At 58.5% G+C, this 16,003-nt stretch carries 20 protein-coding genes and 1 pseudogene; 12 read left to right on the top strand and 9 right to left on the bottom strand.

What is annotated here, in order from left to right:
• Window positions 1–241: 241 nt before the first annotated feature.
• The gene (locus EOA85_RS09745) at window positions 242–955 is read left to right on the top strand and encodes a sulfotransferase domain-containing protein (RefSeq protein WP_127209253.1); all 714 of its coding nucleotides are present in this window, start codon (window positions 242–244) and stop codon (window positions 953–955) included.
• Window positions 956–1,083: 128 nt separating this feature from the next.
• On the opposite strand, the gene EOA85_RS38835 is transcribed toward EOA85_RS09745, so the two are convergent.
• On the bottom strand, window positions 1,084–1,830 hold the full coding sequence (locus EOA85_RS38835; protein ID WP_245485670.1) for a hypothetical protein: 747 nt from the start codon (window positions 1,828–1,830) through the stop codon (window positions 1,084–1,086).
• On the opposite strand from EOA85_RS38835, the gene EOA85_RS38830 reads away from it, so the two are divergent.
• The 4 genes from EOA85_RS38830 (at window position 1,732) to EOA85_RS09725 (ending at window position 4,676) form a co-directional block, all read left to right on the top strand.
• Complete coding sequence (locus EOA85_RS38830) at window positions 1,732–2,244, top strand: glycosyltransferase family 4 protein (RefSeq protein ID WP_245485669.1); 513 nt, start codon at window positions 1,732–1,734, stop codon at window positions 2,242–2,244. The two genes, EOA85_RS38835 and EOA85_RS38830, sit on opposite strands and share 99 nt — an antisense overlap.
• 108 nt (window positions 2,245–2,352) lie before the next feature.
• Window positions 2,353–3,168, top strand: coding sequence for a glycosyltransferase family 2 protein (locus EOA85_RS09735; protein ID WP_206523271.1), 816 nt, complete (start codon window positions 2,353–2,355; stop codon window positions 3,166–3,168).
• A gap of 78 nt (window positions 3,169–3,246) precedes the next feature.
• Entirely contained in the window at window positions 3,247–3,978 is a 732-nt protein-coding gene (locus EOA85_RS09730) for a glycosyltransferase (protein WP_127209250.1), read from the top strand.
• A 242-nt stretch (window positions 3,979–4,220) separates the two neighbouring features.
• A complete protein-coding gene (locus EOA85_RS09725) occupies window positions 4,221–4,676 on the top strand; it encodes an NUDIX domain-containing protein (protein WP_127209249.1) in 456 nt (151 codons plus the stop codon).
• Window positions 4,677–4,784: 108 nt separating this feature from the next.
• Here the strand turns inward: EOA85_RS09725 and phnF are convergent, their stop codons facing one another.
• Together phnF and EOA85_RS09715 are read right to left on the bottom strand one after the other, a co-directional pair.
• Window positions 4,785–5,570, bottom strand: a complete 786-nt coding sequence (gene phnF / locus EOA85_RS09720) for a phosphonate metabolism transcriptional regulator PhnF (RefSeq protein WP_127209248.1) — start codon at window positions 5,568–5,570, stop codon at window positions 4,785–4,787.
• Window positions 5,571–5,576: 6 nt separating this feature from the next.
• The gene (locus EOA85_RS09715) at window positions 5,577–6,746 is read right to left on the bottom strand and encodes an alpha-D-ribose 1-methylphosphonate 5-triphosphate diphosphatase (RefSeq protein ID WP_127209247.1); all 1,170 of its coding nucleotides are present in this window, start codon (window positions 6,744–6,746) and stop codon (window positions 5,577–5,579) included.
• Window positions 6,747–6,862: 116 nt separating this feature from the next.
• Here EOA85_RS09715 and EOA85_RS09710 point away from each other — a divergent pair, with 116 nt between their 5' ends.
• The 4 genes from EOA85_RS09710 (at window position 6,863) to phnE (ending at window position 9,338) form a co-directional block, all read left to right on the top strand.
• The gene (locus EOA85_RS09710) at window positions 6,863–7,579 is read left to right on the top strand and encodes a PhnD/SsuA/transferrin family substrate-binding protein (RefSeq protein ID WP_245485668.1); all 717 of its coding nucleotides are present in this window, start codon (window positions 6,863–6,865) and stop codon (window positions 7,577–7,579) included.
• Entirely contained in the window at window positions 7,579–7,722 is a 144-nt protein-coding gene (locus EOA85_RS38825) for a hypothetical protein (RefSeq protein WP_245485667.1), read from the top strand. The genes EOA85_RS09710 and EOA85_RS38825 overlap by 1 nt, the downstream gene beginning before the upstream one ends.
• 79 nt (window positions 7,723–7,801) lie before the next feature.
• The gene (locus tag EOA85_RS09705; RefSeq protein ID WP_127209246.1) at window positions 7,802–8,551 is read left to right on the top strand and encodes an ATP-binding cassette domain-containing protein; all 750 of its coding nucleotides are present in this window, start codon (window positions 7,802–7,804) and stop codon (window positions 8,549–8,551) included.
• Window positions 8,544–9,338: a phosphonate ABC transporter, permease protein PhnE gene (phnE, locus tag EOA85_RS09700; RefSeq protein ID WP_127209245.1), complete on the top strand. Its 795-nt coding sequence runs from the start codon at window positions 8,544–8,546 to the stop codon at window positions 9,336–9,338. The genes EOA85_RS09705 and phnE overlap by 8 nt, the downstream gene beginning before the upstream one ends.
• A 48-nt stretch (window positions 9,339–9,386) precedes the next feature.
• On the opposite strand, the gene EOA85_RS09695 is transcribed toward phnE, so the two are convergent.
• Window positions 9,387–10,496, bottom strand: coding sequence for an ionic transporter (locus EOA85_RS09695; RefSeq protein ID WP_245485665.1), 1,110 nt, complete (start codon window positions 10,494–10,496; stop codon window positions 9,387–9,389).
• Between the two features lie 397 nt (window positions 10,497–10,893).
• Between EOA85_RS09695 and EOA85_RS09690 the strand changes: the two genes are divergently transcribed.
• Entirely contained in the window at window positions 10,894–11,550 is a 657-nt protein-coding gene (locus tag EOA85_RS09690) for a TerC family protein (RefSeq protein ID WP_127209244.1), read from the top strand.
• A 160-nt stretch (window positions 11,551–11,710) separates the two neighbouring features.
• Here the strand turns inward: EOA85_RS09690 and EOA85_RS09685 are convergent, their stop codons facing one another.
• Together EOA85_RS09685 and EOA85_RS09680 are read right to left on the bottom strand one after the other, a co-directional pair.
• A complete protein-coding gene (locus EOA85_RS09685; RefSeq protein ID WP_127209243.1) occupies window positions 11,711–12,841 on the bottom strand; it encodes a site-2 protease family protein in 1,131 nt (376 codons plus the stop codon).
• 103 nt (window positions 12,842–12,944) lie between these two features.
• Entirely contained in the window at window positions 12,945–13,382 is a 438-nt protein-coding gene (locus EOA85_RS09680; protein WP_127209242.1) for a CBS domain-containing protein, read from the bottom strand.
• A 376-nt stretch (window positions 13,383–13,758) separates the two neighbouring features.
• Here EOA85_RS09680 and EOA85_RS09675 point away from each other — a divergent pair, with 376 nt between their 5' ends.
• On the top strand, window positions 13,759–14,169 hold the full coding sequence (locus EOA85_RS09675) for a DUF427 domain-containing protein (RefSeq protein WP_127209241.1): 411 nt from the start codon (window positions 13,759–13,761) through the stop codon (window positions 14,167–14,169).
• Window positions 14,170–14,222: 53 nt separating this feature from the next.
• On the opposite strand, the gene EOA85_RS09670 is transcribed toward EOA85_RS09675, so the two are convergent.
• Both EOA85_RS09670 and EOA85_RS09665 read right to left on the bottom strand, forming a co-directional pair.
• Window positions 14,223–14,639, bottom strand: coding sequence for an HD domain-containing protein (locus EOA85_RS09670; protein ID WP_127209240.1), 417 nt, complete (start codon window positions 14,637–14,639; stop codon window positions 14,223–14,225).
• A gap of 203 nt (window positions 14,640–14,842) precedes the next feature.
• The gene (locus EOA85_RS09665; RefSeq protein WP_065007863.1) at window positions 14,843–15,082 is read right to left on the bottom strand and encodes a hypothetical protein; all 240 of its coding nucleotides are present in this window, start codon (window positions 15,080–15,082) and stop codon (window positions 14,843–14,845) included.
• Between the two features lie 252 nt (window positions 15,083–15,334).
• Between EOA85_RS09665 and EOA85_RS38055 the strand changes: the two genes are divergently transcribed.
• On the top strand, window positions 15,335–15,673 hold the full coding sequence (locus tag EOA85_RS38055) for a hypothetical protein (protein WP_206523270.1): 339 nt from the start codon (window positions 15,335–15,337) through the stop codon (window positions 15,671–15,673).
• A gap of 56 nt (window positions 15,674–15,729) precedes the next feature.
• Here the strand turns inward: EOA85_RS38055 and EOA85_RS09655 are convergent.
• A pseudogene (locus tag EOA85_RS09655) lies at window positions 15,730–16,003 on the bottom strand (histidine kinase); the annotation flags it as partial.

The raw sequence follows: 16,003 nt of genomic DNA, 5'->3' as shown, positions 1-16,003 counted from the left end.
GTGGAGAATCGCCCCAAATCTGTTTTCGCCGCGCGCCAGCACCGACTTCCTGATCTACCGCAACAGTGATTTACGGTTGACGCGCAACCGGCCGCCGAGATTGGGAAGCGTATGGACGAGGCGCGACAAAAGACGTGGTTGCTCATCGGCCAAGTTTGATCGACATGAGTCGTCATGTCATAAGGTCCGGAAGCGGGGTGCTTAGCAATCGGCAGCTGATAGGAATGTTTGCGAGGTGACCATGAAATTACTGCGGTGGCTCAAACCGAAGGCAGAAGAAAATTCCAGTAATTTAGGCCTTTGCATTTCCTACCCCAAATCAGGGCGGACATGGTTAAGAGTCATGCTTGATCAGCTTGTCGTCGGCCTCGATTACACCCACGGCGGCAGCGCGTTCCACAGAAAAGATTTCCGCTCTGCCGACGCTTTTTTGGGAAAGCGGCCCCTGATTTTTTTGCATCGCAATCCGATCGACACAACAATTTCCGGATATTTTCACGTCACCAAACGCGAAGCGTGGCGCGGCTTATTCCAAGGCGATTTGTCGAGCTTTGTACGAGACCCACAGTTTGGTATCGAGAGGACCCTCCGCTTCAATGCAATGTGGCTGGCGGCAATAAGAGAAAGAGACGATGTGTTGATCACGCGATACGAAACGCTCCACAGCGATGCCGCCTCCGAGCTTAGACAAATCGCGAAATGGTTAAATGTAGAACCAGACGAGGAGGAAATTACGAAAGCAATTGACGTCGGTCGATTTGAGTCCATGAGAAACAAGGAATCCTCTGGGCAAAGCGATGAGCGCTATGGTCACCGCTTAAGAACGGTAGACAGCACCGATTCCGATAGTTTTAAAGTTAGACGCGGCGTAGTTGGCGGGTATAAGGACTACCTTACCGAAAAAGAAATTTTATACTGCAAAAATATCATGGAAAATTATGGAATAACTGCCTAGCGATAACCACATCTTCACTCCAGCAGTGCAGGCGGATAGCCAAACTGGTCAGATCGCGCTCATCTGCGTGATTTATAAATCCGCCGGTTCCGGAGTGCTCAACGGCGTAGCGAGATCGCATGGATTTGTCACAGCATAATCAACGGGTTCAGGCGGAACCGAAGACGCCTATCCTGTTCGTACGCCAGCGCTATGCGCCCTTTGGCGGAGGCGAGATCATGCTGGAAAACATCATGGCGGCGTTCGCCGCGCGTCAACGGCCGGTGGCTGTGCTGTCCGGCGACTGGCCGCGATACGAAGGCATAGAATTCATCCATTGTGCCGGCCGCCGCTTTCCCCGCTCCCTGCGGGCGACGTCCTTTGCCCGAGCCGCATGCCGCAAGATCGCCGAAATGCCACCGGCCCTGGTGCAGAGCAACGATCGTCTTCCGTGCTGCGATGTCTTCCGGGCCGGGGAAGGCGTTCATGCCGCCTATCTTGCCGAGCGGCGTCGTTTCGAGACGCGGCTTGGCAGGGCAGCGACGGCGCTGAGTCCCTTTCATCGCCAGACGCTGCGTCTTGAACGCACAACCTATGCCAGCCCACGGCTTAAAGCTGTGATTGCCATTTCGAAAATGGTGGCTGAGGACATTATCCGTCACTACGACTATCCGGCGGAACGTGTGCACCATGTTCCCAACGGGGTTGACCTGGACCGCTTCAACTTGGAGCTGCGCCAACAGCATCGGGCCGCGGTCCGCGCGCAGCGCGATGTCGACGATAACAGGCCGGTCGTCCTGTTTGTCGGCTCGGGTTTCGCGCGAAAAGGACTTCTTCCATTGATGAAGGCTGTCGCTACGCTGGACGGTGAGCCGGAGGTGTGGGTCATTGGCCATGATTCGCGCGCCAATGCCTTCAAACAGGCCGGCGACAGACTGGGTCTGGGCGCAAGGCTCAGGATGTTGGGGCCGCAGAAAGATATGTTGCCATGGTACGGCGCGGCCGACATTGCCGTGCTGCCTTCCATTTATGACCCATTCGGCACAGTGGTGATCGAAGCCATGGCCAGCGGCTTGCCCGCCGTGGTAAGCACCGGGTGTGGCGCGCGCGAGCTGGTCGATCGGTTCGAGCCGACGCTTGTTTGCGACGCAGCCAGCGTAAACGACCTCGCCGCCGGGCTTGCCCGTGCGTTGCAGCTGTCGTCACGGCCTGAAACTGCGGCAAAGGTCAGAGCGGCGGCCGAACATTACGATTTCAACGTCATGATCAGGAGAATGATAGCGCTCTACGAAAGTCTCGACCTGAGATAATTTTCGACATTTTTTTTGAATTCGTTAGTATCGCTCGGAGTGCTAACAGGCCGGGGGACCAGTTTCTTTGAACAACTGTTGCAGTTTTGACGCCGGAACCGTCTGACAGTGCCGGCGCTCTCAGTCATCATAATCAGCCGCAATGAGGAAGCGTGCATTGCACGTTGCCTTCGCTCGGTACATTTTGCCGACGAAATCGTCGTCCTCGACAACAACAGCACCGATCAAACCAGGGACATCGCCAGTGCACTCGGGGCCAAGGTCCTGATTACCCTCGATTGGCCCGGTTTCGGCGCGCAAAAAAACCGTGCCCTGGCCGCGGCGACAGGGGATTGGGTCCTTTCGCTTGATGCCGACGAGTGGGTCGAGCCACCCCTCGCTGCAGAAATCAGAGCCGCTATCGCCAACCCAAAAGGCTATGATGGCTTCGAAATACCAAGAAGATCCCGCTTTTGTGGGCACATCGTCCGCCATGGCGGCTGGTCGCCCGACCTGGTGCTCCGGCTTTTCCGTCGACAGTCCGGGCGCTTCAGCAACGACACGGTGCACGAGAAAGTTGTGGTGAATGGGAAGGTTACGCGATTGTCCCATCCTATGGAGCATGACTCCATCGCCGACCTGGCAGACGCGCATGACAAGATCGGCCGATACGCAGAAGCGTCCGCGGCGCGGCTGCTTACCGAGGGCAAAAGAAGCTCGATAAGCAAGGCGGTGTTGCGCTCGGTCTGGGCCTATATGAACAGCTATGTTTTTAAGCTGGGATTTCTGGACGGTTCGACCGGCGCGATGGTTGCCGCTTATTCAGCCAGCTACACCTATCAGAAATGGGCACTTGTCGCATTGGGCAGCGAGGCGAAATCCGCCGAAAAAAGCAGGACCGGCGTGAAAGGCAAATCCGTGCGATTCAGAAATCGTCCTGGCTAATTTCTGCACCATTGTTGCCGAGCTGTTGCCAGACAGTTAGTGTATGGCCGTTTTGAAATTGGAGCCAAGGTACTGAATATGACTGATGCGTTTAGGGTATTCGTTGGATGGGACAGCCGCGAGCCGATCGCTTACGACGTAGCACGGCACTCTTTGCTTAAAAACGCTTCGGTGCCTGTCTCCGTCATTCCAATCAAACAGGACGAACTGCGTGCCCGTGGACTGTATTGGAGGGAAAAAGATCCACTCGCGTCAACAGAGTTCACCTATACGCGGTTTCTCACGCCTTTTCTCGCCGACTACACGGGTTGGGCTTTGTTCTGCGATTGCGACTTCCTGTGGCTCGGTGACGTCGCAGGTTTGCTGAAATACACGAAGTCGAACAAGGCGGTCTATTGCGTCCAGCATGATTATACGCCGAAGGCCACTACCAAGATGGACGGCGTGGTCCAGACATCCTACCCACGAAAAAACTGGTCCTCGCTGATGCTGTTCAACTGCGCGCACCCTTCGGTTAAATCGCTTACGCCAGAGGTCGTGAACCGCGAAAGTGGTGCCTACCTCCATCGAATGCAGTGGGTCGCCGATGAGGACCTGGGCTCGCTGCCAGTAGAGTGGAACTGGCTTGAAGGTTGGAACGAAAAGCCGACGCATGGCACACCTAAGGCGGTCCACTATACAAGCGGTGGTCCGTGGTTTGCCGAGTGGCAGAATGTCGACTATGCGGATCTGTGGATAGCCGAACGCGACGAATTCTTGAGTAATGCCGAACAAACGGAAGCTTCTCTTTCGCGCTCGGCGAGCCGGTAGCTAATCCAACCGATCGGCCCGACCATATCGGACGTTTCGTCGAGATCGCCGGCAGCGCGCGGTTCGTGCAGATCGGTGAACAGACTAGGCGTGCCTGGTCGAAATCGAACCGAGCGGGTTGTCGAACAGCCATTTTTGGCGACGTGCTTTCCAGCGCTTGGCGTTGGCACGGCGTCTGCTGTGCTAAGCCGGCAACTGCTTTGTCGTTGTTGCGGCATGCTGCATGGCAGAGGCTTGAGGCCATGGCGAAAAGAAGTGCGGGCATCCTGCCTTACCGCAGATCGAGCAACGAACTGCAGGTGTTGCTTGTTCATCCGGGCGGGCCGTTCTGGCAAAGCCGCGATCTTGGCGCATGGTCGATTGCAAAGGGCGAGTATGGTGATGACGAACAGCCGGAAGCTGCGGCACGTCGCGAATTCGTGGAGGAAACCGGCTGGGAGCTCGAGGGAGCACTGCTTGCGTTGGGGGAGCTGCGCCAGCGCGGCGGCAAGCTTATTACAGCCTTCGGCGTCGAATGCGATTTCGACGCCGGCACTTTGCGGAGCAACATGTTCGAGATGGAATGGCCACCGCGCAGCGGCCGCATACAGTTCTTTCCGGAGATCGATCGCGCAGGGTGGTTCGGCGTCGATATGGCCCGGGAAAAGATGCTTATTGGCCAGCGGCCTTTTCTCGACCGGCTTGTGGGGTCCGTCTAAAGCCGACCTATTGGCCGACCGACATCATGAACTGGTCGTGCTGATCGCTGCGCCCCAGGAACCATGGGCTGAGGCGAAGACCATGTTGACCGCGCCATCGCGCCAGGATCAGAACACGAACTCGACAGACGTCAGCGGCCAGCAGCCGCGGGTCCATTCGATTGGTATGCCGTTGCGGTCCTCGTTGACGGCATTGATGCGGAATACTGGTGTTCCGGGTGTCAGCCGCAGGATTCCGGCTTCATCAGGGGACGCAAAGCCGCCACTGATGCGCGTCTCGGCCCGCCGGTAATTCTCGATGCCATGCGCGCGGAAAACATCGGTCACCGACTGACGCACGTCGTACGTCTGCTCGAAATCAGGAAAGAGATTGGCTGGAAAGACCTTGGTATTGACGTAAACCGGCTGCTTATCGGACGTTCTGATCCGGCACAGCCGGATAATGGCGGCATCAGGTGCGAGACGCAACCGCTCCGCCGCGGCCGGTTCTGCTGGTTCCCGGACGATCAGCAGCGTCTTGGTGCCGATTTTCTGGCCATGAGCTTCGAAATTGTCGAGAAAGCGCTGTCCGTCGCGAACCGTGAATGTCGAGGGTAGGTTTCGCACGAAGATACCGACGCCCTTGCGAGCGGTGAGGTGGCCCTCATGCTGTAACTGCTGCAGCGCCCGGCGAAGTGTAATGCGGGTGACCGCGAGTTTCTCCGCCAGATGCGTTTCTCCGGGAAGTTGGCTGCCCGGCGGAAGACAGCCGCTCTCGATCAGATCTAAGATGTGATCGTAGATCTGCTGCCAGATCGGCGAATCGCTGCGTGGCCGAAAGACCAGCCCGTCAAAGGCCAGGAGACGATTGACGCTGCGCTCGTGTGGTGTTGGGATTTTCGTATTCTGGTTCATGAAGCCTTATTCACCGGCGATCGGTGTGCCGACCGTCGGTTTACGCGAGAGTCCAGAGGAATAGACAATTTGTCCGTGAACCATGGTGGCCACCACACGCGGATGCTCCGGATCGCCGGCATCGACGAGGATCAGATCCGCTCGGCGGCCGGCAACAAGCAATCCGCGATCGTCAAGGCCGGCTACCCGGGCCGGATTTGCCGAGACCAGATTCCAGATCATGGGGAAATCGCTGGCCCCCGGAGAAGACAGCCTGAAGGCCGCATGCAGAGGCGAGGGATAGTGGTAGTCACTGGTCAGCACCGTGCAGAGCCCGGCTCTGATGGCCTCGGTGGCATTCAGCGCTCCATTATGGCTGCCGCCGCGCACGACATTGGGCGCGCCGAGGATCACATCCTCGCCCATTTGCCGCGCGGCTTTCGCCGTTTCGAGCGTCAGTGGAAATTCCGAAGCCTTTGCACCGAGACCGCGGAAATACATACGTTCTTCGGGAGACGCTTCGTCATGGGCAAGAAGCACATTGCCATTGGCCCGTGCAGTCGCGGCCAGCTTCCCGATCGCGATCGCTACGTCGGCCCGGCGGGACCAAATCTGATCGAGCAACGCCATATACTGCTCACGGCTCAAGCCGGACCGTTCCGCCATCTGGCCGATCTTGCGGGCGATCGTGCCGTTCAATACCGACCCGGTCGTATGGTCGTTGAGAGCAATGATCGGTCGCGGCCAAAGAGAGAGCCATTGTATGACCTGCGCCATCTGATCAAGTGCGAAGGTCTCCCAGCGCAGATGCACACGCGTATCGCAGCTAAGAGTATCGCGGAGATCGCAGAGCGCGCCGATCAGTTGCTTGGCGGCTTCGAGCGAGCGAAGTCCGGGCTCCCATGACACCGTGACGCCGTGAAAGGCTGTGGTTACTCCATTGGCGACAAGCTGGCGGTCCGTATCTTTCAACGCCAGCGCCGTGTCGAAGCGGACACCCGGCCGCGGCATGATTTGCCGCTCGAAGCCGTCGCCGTGGATATCGACGATCCCCGGAAGCACGAGCAGACCATCGGCATCGATTATGGACGCATGGGCCGCTTGGATCTCTGACAGTATCCCGCCGGCAATGCTCAGGTCCGCGGTTTCAAGTCCCCGGTCGGTAAGGATGCGACCACCCTGGATGTGCCAGTTCACTGTATCCCTCTAAAAGCAAAGCCTGCCGGTGGCGCCGACGAAATGTCACGAGCACGTCATCTGCTGCGTATACGGATTAGCGGGTAACAGTTTCCTGTCTATACAGCAAAGGAAAAATGATGATCCGCACCATCGCAACCGCACTCGCGCTGACGCTTGCCTCCGCTCTTCCAGCTTTTGCGGAGCCGGTGAAATTCGCGGTAACCGACATGGAGGGACTGGAGGCTCTTCAGCAGGAATTCGGCGCTTTCCAGACCGCTCTTGAAGAGGCGACCGGCCTGGATATCGAGCTGTTTCCGGTCAGCTCGCGGACCACCGCCGTCGAGGCCATGAATTCCGGGCAGGTCGATCTCGTCCTGACCGGTCCTGCTGAATACGTGGTCATGAAGGAATTAAGCCAGCCGAAGATTGTTGTTGCCTGGCAGCGCCCCGATTATTTCGCTCAGATCGCCGTACTGGCGAATGGACCGATCCGCTCGATTGAAGACTTGAAGGGCAAGAAGATTGCATTCGGCTCGGTAGGCTCGACCTCCCAGCACCTCGGCCCCGCGCAGGCGCTGGCCGATTTCAACCTGAAATATGCCACCGATTACGAGCCAGTGATCATATCGCGCAATATCGCGGCTGAGGCTCTCATCCGCGGCGACATCGCCGCTATCGGCTTGAATTTCGGTTATCTGAACTCGGTCCGGGAAGCGTTCCCCGACACTGCCTTCTCGGTAATCGCACGGGGCCGCGATCTGCCGAACGACATTCTTGTCGCCCGTAAGGACATTTCAGACGACGTGTTCGTCAGGTCCGCGATGCCTTTGCGAAGAATGGCAACGAGCTGATGAAAGCGATCCTGACAGGCGAGGACAACCAGAAATTCAAGGGCGGTTTCTTTCTGACTGATGTCAGGGACTCGGACTACGACTATGTCCGCTCGATGTACCGCACGATCGGAATCGAGACCCTCACCGACTTCGTAAACTGAGGCTTGCTCCTTTTCATCGCAAAGGCCGGCGGTTAACCGCCGGTCTATTTCGTAGTCCCGTCTGGGCCAAGAGGTCACTATGACAGCAATCATTGCCGCGCACGATCTTGCGAAGAGCTATGCGAACGGAAAGGTTGTTTTCTCCAGTATTGGCCTCACCATAGCATCGCGCGAACGGGTTGCCCTGATTGGCTCGAACGGTGCTGGAAAATCCACCCTGCTCAAATGCCTCATCGGTCTTTTACCGTCGAGCGGTGGCGAGGTCGTCACCCTCGGCGAGAGCTTCCGCTCGGCGCCGTCCGTCGCCCAGCTGCGGCGCATACGCAGGCAGATCGGATTTGTCTTCCAGCATCACGGACTGGTTAGCCGCCAATCCGTTCTTACAAACGTTTTGCAGGGCAAGCTCGGGCTGCCCGGCGGCTGGCGCGGCTGGCACCATTCCATCGCAAAGCAACACTGGCGCGAGGAAGCAATGCAGGCGCTCGCCGACGTGCGGCTTCTCGGCAAGGCAGGCGCCCGCGCCGACGCGCTTTCTGGAGGGCAGGCGCAGCGGGTGGCGATTGCCCGTGCGTTGATCCGGCGTCCGAAGCTTTTGATAGCAGACGAACCGGCGGCAAGTCTCGATCCTGCGGCTGGACATGATGTGATGCGAGTTTTCTCCGAGCTCACCCAGGAACAAGCGATCACCTTGGTCTACACCACGCACGACATGGAACATGCTCTCGACTACTCCGATCGCTTGATAGCGCTCAAGGCGGGCAAGGTCTTCTTCGACCGGCCGACGGCGCATGTCACCCGCGCTGATTTGAAAGACGTCTTCGATGCATGACCGCCTTTCGCCGAGCCGGATTCCATCGATCTCGCCCCTCACTTTCAGCTTTGCCGTCGCTTTGGCCGCTCTCGTGATCGTTTCCGCCGGGCAGGTCGCACCTTCGCCGGAACAGCTGGCAGGGGGAGTGCCCCGCATGGCCCGGCTCGTCGGCCGCATGATACCCCCAAATGTCGAGCCAGGGTTCCTCCTGCGGGTTTTCTGGCGCATGATCGAAACGTTTCAGATAGCGGTCGTGGGGACAGCAATAGGTGTCGTCCTCAGCTTGCCATTTGCCTGGCTCACGGCCAAGGACATAACCCCGCTCGGCCCGTTCCGGCATATCTCCAGGATCCTGGTCTCATTGTTTAGGACCGTTCCAGATTTGGTCTGGGCACTTCTTTTCGTGTCAGCCGTTGGTCTCGGGGCGGTTGCTGGAACCATGACCATCGTCGTCGATACGATCGGTTTTTGCGGGCGCTTCTTCGCCGAGGCGATGGAGGATGCCGACGAAAGACCTCAGGAAGCGCTGTTTGCAATCGGGGCCAGTCGGTTCTCTGTCCTCTGCGGGGCAGTTCTGCCCGACGCTATGCCGTCCCTGACAAACACCACGCTCTTTGCGCTTGAAAAGGCAGTGCGCTCGTCCGTTGTTCTCGGCCTCGTTGGAGCCGGTGGCATCGGCCAGGAGCTGAAGGTCGCGTTCGATCTTTTCCAATACAAGAATGCCTCGACCATCATTTTCGTGATCTTCACCATCGTGGTGTTGATGGAGTTCGTGACGGATCGCTTGCGCTCGAAGGTCCAGTGATTGCAGGCTAGCCATTTGCGCGCAAATCGACACGACACGGCCCGCGCTCTACGGCACGAAGATAAGGAACAGATAGGCGACAAACACGACGAGATGAACAAGCCCCGTCAGCATCGTTGTTCGGCCCGTCCCAAAGCTCACGATGCTGATGGCAAGCGCGAGGATGAGAAGCACGGTATCCCCCGGGCCCAGACCAAGAGTCAGGCTTCGTCCGGTGAGCAGGCTCGCCGCACCGATTGCCGGGATTGTCAGGCCGATTGTGGCGCAGGCAGAGCCGAGAGCGACATTCAGTCCTCGCTGAAGTTCGTTATTGAGCGCTGCCCGAACCGCCGACACCGCCTCCGGCATAAGCACCAGCGCAGCGACGAAGAAGCCCACGATTGCGTCCGCCTGAGTAACTTGAAGAAACTCGAGCCCATTCTCGATGCTGCCGGCCACCTGCTCGGTCAGAAGAACGATCCCTGCCAGTCCAACAAATAAGAGGAGCACGTTTGTGGCCACGTTCCCACCCTCAGATACATGCGCCTCATGTTCCGCGCTGGACGTCAGATCCTCGATAAAATCACCCCGATGGCGCACCATCTGGGCAAAGACGAAGGCACCATAGAGGAGGATTGAAAGAACGCTCACGAAAGCGAGTTGCGATGCGGAGAACGTACCGGGGCTTGTTGCAAGCGTGTAGTTTGGAAGGATCAGCGTAAGAACCGTCAGCGCCATAATGACGGCAAGGGAAGCGTTGGTGCCCTGTCGTTTGATGTCCTGATATCGATGCTTCAGCCCACCCAGTGTGAGGCAGACTCCGACAACACCAGCGCACACGATCATGACCGTTGAAAACACGGACTCGCGTGCCAGCGTCGGGTTGTTCTCGCCATGGAGCATCATCGAAACGATGACCGATGCTTCGATGGCCGTGACCGAAAATGTCAAAAGCAGCGTGCCGTAAGGTTCACCGAGCCGCCGTGCGACGGCTTCGGCATGATGCAAAACCACAAACACGGTCGCGAAGATGAAGATAGCGACCACGATCATCGCCAGGATCTTGATCGAAAGCAGCGAATGCTCGATCGACGCGGCGCCGAAATGAATCAGTGCGGCCAGACCCAAGGAGCCGATTGGGAACAGATATTGGCCGATCGGTCGTCGATGAACAGCCAAGACGGATTTCCTTCATCGCCATCGACGGTCGCAGATCGAGTATTACAGAGACTGACCAAAACCCACGGTCTCAGTGTACTTGCGGCTGCCGGCCCGTACAATGGCCGCGTGCCCGATCGACTTGGCGTACGAAACTTGCCGAGGGTCGATGCCACACATCCCGAATTACAATTAAGCCTTGAGTTTTCGCGTTTCCGGCAATAGCTAGGTGCTACCAGGCCGGGCCCCTCTGGCAGTCCATCAGGACTGTGATGTCGGACTGGAATTCAATCCGGGTGGCCTGGCTTTGAGATTTCTTCAGCTGTAGCGGCATTTCTCTTGTCATACGCGGTGTCCGCGTTGCTCTACGGTTATGCTCGCAAGCCGCGTCACCCCTAGCTGAACGCAAGGGTGCCGTATGACAGAATTTTTTAGTCCTGAAGCAATGACCGCTCTGTTGCAGGTCATCATGATCGACCTGGTGCTGGCCGGTGACAACGCCATCGTTATCGGCCTTGCCGCGGCCGGACTACCCAAACAGCAGCGCAGAAACGCAATCGTCGTTGGTATAATCGCAGCCGCCGTTCTGCGCATCGGCTTTGCGGCCGCGACAACTCAACTCCTGCAGATCGTCGGGTTGCTGTTGGCTGGCGGTATATTGCTGTTGTGGGTGTGCTGGAAGATGTGGCGCGAACTCCGGCAAAACCATGCGCAGGAAACACAGGCGATCGAAGCGCTTTCGGAAAGTGACGTCGACTACGACGGCATCATAGCTGGCAAAGCTCCGCGCAAGACCCTGGCGCAGGCAACCTGGCAGATCATCATCGCCGACGTTTCGATGTCGCTCGACAATGTTCTGGCGGTAGCGGGAGCCGCGCGCGAACATCCGAACGTATTGATCTTCGGCCTTGTCCTCTCCGTCGCGCTGATGGGCATTGCTGCAAACCTCATCGCCAATCTGCTTCAGAAGCACCGTTGGATTGCCTATGTCGGCCTAGTGGTCATCCTCTACGTAGCTGGCGACATGATCTATCGCGGTGCGCTTGAGCTTCTGCCTCACGTCGCGGGCGCTTGAGACACAGAAGATGGGCCGGCCGGAACGACGTCGTTCCGGCCGGTTCTGCTCCCAGGCAAGGCTAATGGCCCGTGTCGGCGCAATTATCCTGCCTCGGCTCGCTTCCTTACCATTTAGAGCGCACTCACTCGATCAGGCGGTAAAAAGAATATCCTCCTGCTCAGATCCGTGTGAGTCGCGGGTTGCTCCCACGCAAACGACCAAATCGGAAGGCATCTGAAACCGCCGAGCGGACCATAAGCATCTCGCCTATGGTTTCGTGTGTCATGAGCCCGACCAGCCGATCGGAACTGTCCACGACGGCGACAGCAGGCACATCTGCCTGCTGCATGAGCCGCAGGCTTTCCTCGAGACTTTTGCGGTAATGTATTTTCGGGATATCGCTCCGCATTGCGCTCGCTACCGGTTCAGCAGGCCCCTTTTCTTTCAATGTTCGGATCATGTCGTTGCGTGTCACCAATCCCTTAAGATGGCCGGCGGTGTCGGTGACAGGGAAGTCGTGCTGCGTGGTCGCGAGCAGCATCTCGATTGCCTCGTCAAGCGTCGCCGACCGTTCCAGCCGGGCGAACTCGGTAATCATCACGTCACCGACCAGGACGCTTGTGGCAACCTCGCGGATCTGTGCGTTCTGGGCTTCTGCCGCCGCGGCGAGATAGACGAAGATGCCGATGAAGATCAGCAGCGGATTGTAGAACAGCCCAACGAAACCGAAGACGAAGGCCAATCCTTGCCCGATCGTGGCGGCGATCTGGGTCGCGCGCGACCAGGAAAGGCGGGCGGCGAGGGCTGCGCGCAGGATACGGCCGCCATCCATCGGGAAGGCCGGGATCATGTTGAAAAGGACCAAGAAGACATTGACCCCGGCAAGCCTGGCGAGAAAATTCATGCGCGGATCCTCGATCCCGGCCATCTGTTCGACACCCGCCGACCCACCTATCAAGGCGAAGATCAGCGCGGCGATCGCGACATTGACCAGCGGCCCCGCGACCGCGATCACGAACTCCTGTCCCGGCTCTTCGGGCATGCGTTCCAGCCTGGCCACGCCGCCGATCGGGAAAAGTGTGATGTCCGGCGTGCCGATGCCGAAATACCGTGCGGCGGCGATATGGCCGAACTCATGCAGGACCACGCACGCAAAGACGGCAATGATGAAGGCAACGCCTTCCCAAGCCGCTGGCGTGCCGCCAATCCGATAGTGCGTCAGCCAAATCCAGACGAGCAGAAGCAGGAAGGTAAAGTGAACGCGCACGGTGGTGCCGGCGATCGTCCCGAGGTTCAGCGACCAGCTCAATCTAATCTACTCCGAGAGGCCCCACCTTCAGCATAGGCTTTGGCAGGGCGCTTGCAATGGCTCGAGAACATCAGGCGCTGGCACCGACGTGTCGCAGCGTCAGTCAGTGAGCAGTTTGCGAGTGCTCGCCGCCGGGCTTCGAGATGTCGCTTAAAGCATCTCCCGCTTCTGCCGCTTCGCCGTTCGTCGCGAGATCGCCAAGAGAGATGATCCCGACGAGCCTCTTTTCGCGGTTCAGAACCGGAAGCCGACGCACCTGCAGGTCGCCCATGTTCTCAAGCACATGCTCGACGTCTTCGTCATCGAAGCAGTATTTGACCTCCGGGGTCATGACATCACGCACCTTGGTGTCAGGTCCCATACCCAATGCTACGCCGCGGATCGCGATATCACGATCGGTGATCATCCCGACCAGCCGGTCGTGGTCGCCCACGGGCATCACTCCGGCGTCAAGCTTGCCCATGATCCGCGCTACTTCGCGAATGGACTGTTCGGGGTTCGCGACCTGGACATTCCTCGTCATGCAGTTGCCGACTTTCATGGCAATCTCCCTTCATTTGCGAAGCCCGCGGCCGATACGGTATTGGTGACCGATGAACGAAGTTTCGGCGGTAGCGTTCCCTTGAAAGTGGATTGCCCGCACAGCATTTCAGCTGGCGGAGCTGAGAAAGCCTGCGTTGCGGGAAGCTTGCGGTAGCGCTTTGACGCGAAGCCGCACCCACGGTCGCGCGCTCCAGTGCGCCTATTGCACGTTTTCCGTCGCGGCAAAGGCATCGAGGCGGCCATCGCTGCCCGAGCGACGGAACTCGGGATAGGCACCGATTGCATTTTGTTGAGACGCCGATGCCTGGCCGACCTGGAACCCTGATGGGCGGTGCTACGTTTCAGTGAGACAGCGCAGCCAACGGAGAAGTCGAATGCAGCCCTCAGCCGCAAATTCCGCCCGCCACCCCGGCGCGCTTACAGTCACCCCTTTCAATGGAACCGTGACGGTCAGGTTCTCCGACGCGATCGTTGCCTCAACCGAGCGGGCAAAAGTGCTTCACGAAGAAGGACATGATCCCGTTTTCTATATCCCTTTCGAGGATATCTATTTCGAGCTTCTGGAGAAGACGAACACCACAACGCGCTCCCCGCTGAAGGGCACAGCAAGTTACTGGCGGGTTCACGCGGTCGGCGGAGCGGCTGACGACTTCATGTGGGCCTACGAGACGCCCGACACCCCGGCATCAGCCATCGCCCGTCATGGCGCCTTCGATCGCGACAAAGCGCGGATCGATGCCGATCCTGCCGAGGACAAGCGACACACGCCTCACCACCCCGAATAGGTGGCGCTTGATTTCCACATCGGCGGGTAACGCGGCAGGCGGCAATCTTTCCCTCATTGCGAGAATTTTTCGTCGAGGGCCCGCAGTCCGTCTTCGTACTTCGACGTCGGCGCGCCAATCTGCCGTGCCTGCCACAGATTGTCGGCGAGATCTGCGCGCTTGACCGGCAGCGCCAATGGGTTGGATGCTGCTCTGCGCACGAAAGCGAGGTCGTCCTCGTCCGGCCTGCGTGTCATGGCATCGACTGCCGACACGATGGATGTTCCAAAACCAGCCGCCGCGAGCCGATCGCGGTCCCAACCGTCGCTTTTCTCTAGAACGTCGTGAAGATAGGCAACGGCCTTCTGATCGAGCGTTTCGACGGCGTCAACGACCCGGCGGCAATGTTCGATATAGGGCCGTCCGGTCTTGTCCATCTGCCCGGCATGAGCTTGTTCGGCGATTTTTGCCGCCCGATAAAGCACGCTCACTGCTTCGATCCTTGCTGGCCTGTGTATTGATGCAACCGGCCTTTGCTCCGGTACACAACGTGCCTCAAAAGCGCGGGGCACCGTAGCCCCGTGTCACCGAACGCGCGACGATTGCCTGAGGTTCCAGAGCGCGGGCAAGGCTCCGGCACGTCGAAAGGAAGCACCGGTATAGGCTGCTAGCCTTGAGCGACAGTTCGAGACGGCTAGCCGCCGTCGGACGGTCCATCGACAATCCCGGAACTGGGCAGAATCCCAAAATCCTGTGACTTGGCACCTTGTGCTGCCGTCAAAAACCCGTCTGCATGGAGACCGCGCCGCAGCAACTCTCTCACCGCCGCCGACCGGCTTGGCATGCGCCTTTCGAAGCGCCAGTTCTCCAATGCAGCCAATTCGTCAGCAGTTAGCATGATCTGCAGTCGTTCGGGTCTTTCCAGGTCGCCCATTTTTTGCCCTCCAGCGCTCAAAGTTAGTATTTATCTAAGAATTAGGAGGAGTCTCATCGCCCGTCAAGGCTGGTTCATACGCTGTCGGCTTGCAAGGATGACAGTGACTGTGAGGCGTCGACTGCACAGTCCGCGCCATGTGCTAACCTATTGATTTGACGGTGAAATTTTATGGATCCCGTTGCCATTCGGATCGTTATGGCGCATGCTTACCAACGAGGGACAAACCGCTCCTGAAAAAGAGGGTTTTCCATGAAATACGGTTACTCGCCTCATTTGTGTCAAGACGTTAACCTGCAAGTTAGGGCAGCCGCCCGCTTTAAGGGATTGGTCAATGTGACCGCGGTGGCCGAGGCCGTGCGGCTGCGAAACCTCGCAGAAAACGTCGCGCTTGAAGACATCGAATGCCTGGTACTGCAAGCGGCCCAGTTCTGCGGGGCGGCCATGGAATTCGACAGCCTCACAGTTCTTGAATCACATAACGTCCATCGGCACTCAGTGAATTGCGATGCTCTGCCTGGCAGCGGCGGCTTCGATGTTCTGGAGGACAGGACTGTTTCGCTCTATCATCGCAAGCCGGACCGAACGTAATAGGTCCGGCGTCAGGACAGTCGGTCGGAGGGGAGGGTTCAGCTTCACGGGCGCTTTCAAACGGCCGCGTTATCCGCGACAGACGTCTGGACGAAGGGTAGCGGCGCCTCGAGCGTCCAGGTGACGCCTTGCTCGTGGAATTCCAGCCGCCCGCTGCCGCTGAGTGCCTGCGGCGCCACCCGCTCGAGGACGACAACTCCGAAGCCGCGCCGCCTGACAGCATCCAGGATCGGCCCATCCAACTCATGCCAGACCAGTCGAAAGGTGTCGGCGCCGTCACCGGAAGGGATCACATTCCAATCGATTTCGACGCGTCCGCCGCTACTGGAC

The organism is Mesorhizobium sp. M5C.F.Ca.IN.020.29.1.1 (assembly GCF_003997375.1).
GTDB lineage: Bacteria > Pseudomonadota > Alphaproteobacteria > Rhizobiales > Rhizobiaceae > Mesorhizobium > Mesorhizobium wenxiniae.
The sequence above is the reverse complement of the archived record's forward strand: the minus strand, read 5'-3'. Positions and strand labels throughout refer to the sequence as shown.